Raw genomic sequence first — 4869 nt, forward strand, 5'->3', positions numbered from 1 at the left:
CCGGTAAGAGCGGTGAAAGGCGTTGCCAGTGCGCGTCAGTGAGTAATGTGCGGTCTTTTTGCATCTTCAAAGCTACTTTAATTGTTCACGCGTCCTAGTGATAGCACGCGAGATGCTTCGGCTGCGCTCAGCATGACGTGCTTTTTACTCCCTGCTCCCTATTCCCGGCTCCCGGCTTTACCGCACCACTTCCACCCAGCCTTTCACCCGATGGCCGTCGGCGTAGGTTAGCAGGTAGTAGTACACGCCGGCGGGCTGGCCGGTGGCGCTCCAGTCGTCGTGGTAGGCGGCGGATTCAAACACGCTTTGGCCCCAGCGTGAGAAGATTTGCATGCGGGCCGCGCAGTCTGGGCCCAGCCGAAAGGTTTGGTTCTGGCCGTCGCCGTTGGGGGTGATGATGTTAGGAATTTTGCGCTCGATTACTTCTACCAGTGGAGGCAGGGCCGTGGTTTCGCAGCGGTTGTTGCTGTAGCGCAGGCGCAGCCGGGGCTGGTAGGTGCCGGGCGTGGAGTAAGTGTGGGTGGGATTGGCCTCGGTCGACTGCGTGCCATCGCCGAACTCCCAGAGCAGGCCGGGCGGCGGCGATGCCCCAAGGGAGCTGGCAAAGGTGAAACGCAGCGTGAGCGGCGCGAGCCGGGTTTCGGGGCAGGCCACCGGAGTCCAGAAGGCCACCAACGAGGGGATTGGCGCTACCGAAATGCGCCGGCTGCCGGTGCCCGTGCAGTCGGCCGTGGTCACGGTGTAGGCTAAAACCAATGGTGACGGGAAGCTGGCCGGGGGCGTAAAAAAGAACCCCGTAGCCACCGTGCCGCTCACGCCGGGCCCGCTAAAAATGCCGCCCGCCGGGCTGCCCCGCAGCGCGAACGGCTGGGTGCTGCCGGGGCACAGCACCGTATCGGCGGGCAGGGCCACCACAATTCTGGGCGCTACCGTGACAGCCTGCGTGGCCTGAACCACGCAGCCATTGGCATTCAGCGTGTACACCAACTGAAAGGTGCCCACGCCAACGTTGGGCGAAAAGAAATACCCGAGCGCCGCGTTGCCGCCCACCCCCGGCCCGCTGAACGTGCCGCCCGCCGGCGTGGCCGTGAGCACCACCACCGGCAGCGGCGGGGCCCCGGCCGCCGGCTGGCAATAAACAGCCTGCAGCAGCGGCGAAAAAGTGACCGTGGGCGGCGCCGTCACCGTGATGCGGCGCACGCCCACGGTGGTGCACAGGCCCGTGCTGAGCACGGTGTAGGTGAGGGCCTGCACGCCCACCAGCGCCAGGGAGGGCGTAAACACAAAGCCCTGGCCCGGGCTGCCCGACACGCCCGGCCCCGTCCAGATGCCGCCCGCGGGGCTGCCTACCAGCGCCTGTGGCCCGGCCGTGGCGCACACCGTTTGGTCGGCGCCGGCGTTGGCAATGTCAGGCTGAAAATTGAGCACAAAAGCCGCGTTGTTGCAGCTTACCCCGAAGGTCAGATTGGAGCTGTTGTTGGTGACGGAATACGTATTGGCGCCCGGTGGAATGGGAAACCCCGAACTCGAAAAACACGAGCACACCGCCTGGTACACAATGCCCCGCGGGTCGAAGCGCGAGGTGCCGCCGTCCACGTGCTCGCTGGTGGAGCCGGGGGAGGTGTCGCCGTAGTACGTGCCGTAGGTGAGCCCCGTGAGTCCCGCCGAAAACTGCGCTAGGTAGAAGTCGCTGCCGTCGGTGGCGGGCTGCACGGCGTCCGAAGTCGTGGGCAGGCCGTTGGTGCTGCCGTTGCCAGCCAGGTAGTTGAAGGGGTTCTGGTTCACGTTGCCGCCCCAGCCGCACACGTACACCCGGTCGCAGCGGTCCACTAGAAAGGCGGTGGGCGAGATATTGGTAAACCGGGCTGGGTTCTGGGGCGAAGTGGGCGCGCCAAACACCGTGGCCAGCAAGCTCGTCCCCAGGTTCTCGTCGAGCTTCTGAATAAACTGCGTGCCCCCAAACGTACCATATAGGCCGGGCGAAGTGGGAAAAGGCCCCGTGGTCTGGCCCAGCAGGTACACCCCGCCGTCGGTGCCCAGCTGCAGGAAATACGCCTGGTCGTAGTCGCCCGTGCCCACGTAGGTGGCTCGCCGCAGGCTGGTGCCGTTGGCCGCGATGCGCGCCGCAAAGCCATCCACCCGGCCCGGTTTGGCAGTGAGGTAGGCGCCGGCGGTCACCGGAAAATCGTCGCTCACCGTGCCCCCGGCCACGTACACGTCGCCGCTGCCGGGCTCCAGCTGAATGGAATAAGCCGCGTCGGCCCCAGTGCCGCCCAGGTAGCTGCCCCACACCAGCGCGCCGAGCGTGGGCGTGAGCTTGCACACCACGCCGTCGGAAGCGCCGCCGCGGTACGTGTTGCTGAAGCTCCGCGCCAGCGGGAAATTATTCGAAGTGGTGTGCGAGGCGATGTACACGTTGTCGGCCGCGTCCACGATGATGTCGCCCCGAAACGGGTCGCCGTAGTTGTGCACCAGCTGCGGCACGGCGGCCGTTGGCTTGGTAAGCGGGTTGAAGGGCAGCAGGCCGTCGTTGCCCGCGCCGCCCAAGTAGGTGCTGGCCACCAGCCCGCTACCGCTGGCGTTGAGGCGCGTGATGACCAGGTCCGAGCCGTTGGGCACGTCGAAGGGCGGCCCGGCCCCGGAGCCAAACGCATTGGCCGGCGTGCCGCCGCCAAATTTGGCTTGCAGCGCCCCCGCCGTGGTGGGGTAGTCGCTCGAGCCCGTAGAGCCCAGCAGAAGCAGCTCCCCCTTACCGTTCACCACTAAGCTGTGCGGAAAATCGGTGTTGTCGCCGCCCACGTAAGTCGCCCACACCCGCGCCGCGGGCCCGTTGGCGTTGGTGTTGAACTTGATGATGGCAATGTCAATCAACTTGGCAAAAGAAGTCTGGAACGCGCCCGGGCTGGTGGGGTAGCCGGCTTCGAAGGCAATGCCCCCGGAGTAGAGGTTGCCCTGCGCATCATAGGTCGCGGTGAAGCCCCAGTTGTTGGCCAACGACCCAGTATAAGTGGAAAAAACCACCACCGGGTCGATGGTCAGCGGGCGGCGCTTGTCGTAGCGGCCGAGCGCAAACCGCACCACCGGCCCGGCCAGCACGTAGCGGCACGCCACGGCCTGCTTGCGCCCCGCCGCATCCAGCTGCCAGGCCTGCGGCGCCCGCTCCGTGACGGTGCCCACGCTGGTGCGCACCAGCAGGTTGCCGGCCCCGTCCAGGCTCACGCCATCGGCCCCGTCGTGGCGCAGGCCGATGGCGGCCGGGTTGGCACCGGGGACCAGCTCAAAATCGTACTCCACGTGCTGGTCGGCGCTTTCGTACACCCGCGCACTCACGCCGGCCCACAGCCCGGTGTAGCGCAGCGCCCGGTAGCTGCGCACGTCGCTGGCCCACTTTCGGGCGTCGGCGCCCACGAAGTAGCTGCGGCGCTCGGCCGTGGGCGTTTCGGCGGTGATGGTGGCCGGCCGGGCGCCTTCAAAGTGCAGGGCCAGGGCATGCCCCGGCACGGGCGCGCCGAGAGAAGCCTCGTCGGTAGCAGCGCCGTCGTGCCGGTGCTGGGCCGGCCCACCATTGGCCAGCAGCGCAAACATGAGGCCATCGGCTTCGGCAAAAAGCCGGCCCCCCGGCAAGGGCGCCGCGTAGCGAACCCGCCCGTCCCACTGCCCTTTGTTCTCAATAAATTCCAGGGTGGAGCTGGCGGGCACCGGGCGCGCCCGGGGTTGCGCCCAGGCGCTGGCCGCCAGCAGCCAGAGCGTCACAAGCGCCGCGGGTAGGGGTGGTTTCATCGGTGAAAAGCCTGGGTGAGTGGGTAGTTGCTGGTGCTAAATGTCCTCCGCGTTCACCTCACCCCTAGCCCCTCTCCCGCGGAGAGGGGGACTAGCTCTAGAATGCGTAGTTGTAAACTAATTTCTAGAGCTAGAATCTAATTCCCCCTCTCCGCGGGAGAGGGGGCTAGGGGGTGAGGTGAACGTGGGGCGGTACGTGACTAAAAACAGCCTACCGGCGCACCTCCACCCAGCCTTTCACGCGGCGGTCGTCGGCGTCGCGCAGCAGGTAGTAGTAGATGCCGTCGGGTAGGTTGTCGGCGTTCCAGTTATTGCGGTAGTCGTTGGTTTGGTACACGCGCTGGCCCCAGCGCGAAAACACCTCCAGCGAAGCCGGCCGGCAGCTGAAGCGCGGCCGGAAGCTGTCGTTGAGCGAGTCGCGGTTGGGAGTGATGATGTTCGGCACCAACACCTCGCCCACTTCCACAGGGGCAAAGCCCGTGAGCACGTCGCAGTTGCCGTAGCGCGCCGTGAGCTTGATGCGGTAGGTGCCCGGCAACTCGTAGAGGTGCGTGGGCGACTCTTCGGTGCTGGTGGGGCTGCCATCGCCAAAATCCCAGCGGTACGTGGCACCGGGGGCAATGAGCACGGGCATCAGGAGGAATTTGAAAGGGGCCAAGCCCGCGTATTCCGGCGCGGTGGCGCACACGGGTAGGTTCAGGTCTACGTTCAGGTCCGTGGTGGGGGCCAGCACCACCCGCCGTGTGGCCGAGGCCTGGCACGGCCCCTGCGTCACGGTGTAGGTTAGGGTGAATATCCCGCCGCGGTTTTTGGTATCTGGCGGCGTGAAAAAGCCGGTGGCCGATACCCCCGTGCCGCTCCACACGCCCCCCGCCGGCAGCGCGCCCCGCAGCTGAAACGGCTGGCGCAGGTCGGCGCACAGCGTGGTGTCGCGGCCGGGAGTAATGGTCGGCGGCCGGGTCACCACCACTTGCCGGGACGCTACGCCGCAGCCCAGCGAGTCGGACACGGCGTAGGTCAGCGTGTGCGTGCCCACCCCGGCCTGGCCGGATTGAACCGCCCGCCGGCCACGCCCGGCCCGCTGAACGT

2 protein-coding genes are annotated in these 4869 nt (G+C 66.9%); both read right to left on the reverse strand.

Annotated features, from left to right (window positions below; translation table 11 throughout):
* Positions 1–177: 177 nt before the first annotated feature.
* Positions 178–3780 carry a DUF7948 domain-containing protein gene (locus BEN47_RS19320; RefSeq protein WP_083322612.1) on the reverse strand — a complete coding sequence of 1201 codons (3603 nt, stop codon included), beginning with the start codon at positions 3778–3780 and terminating at the stop codon, positions 178–180.
* Between the two features lie 211 nt (positions 3781–3991).
* Positions 3992–4869 (reverse strand): T9SS type B sorting domain-containing protein (locus BEN47_RS19325; RefSeq protein WP_125921823.1); only part of this gene is annotated, 878 nt, incomplete at its 5' end.

The sequence above is a fragment of the Hymenobacter lapidarius genome, assembly GCF_001816145.1.
Taxonomy (GTDB): domain Bacteria; phylum Bacteroidota; class Bacteroidia; order Cytophagales; family Hymenobacteraceae; genus Hymenobacter; species Hymenobacter lapidarius.

What these genes read in the sequence shown, in the direction of transcription:
- BEN47_RS19320 (WP_083322612.1), bottom strand. Translation starts at nt 3,780, where the DNA reads ATGAAACCACCCCTACCCGCGGCGCTTGTGACGCTCTGGCTGCTGGCG.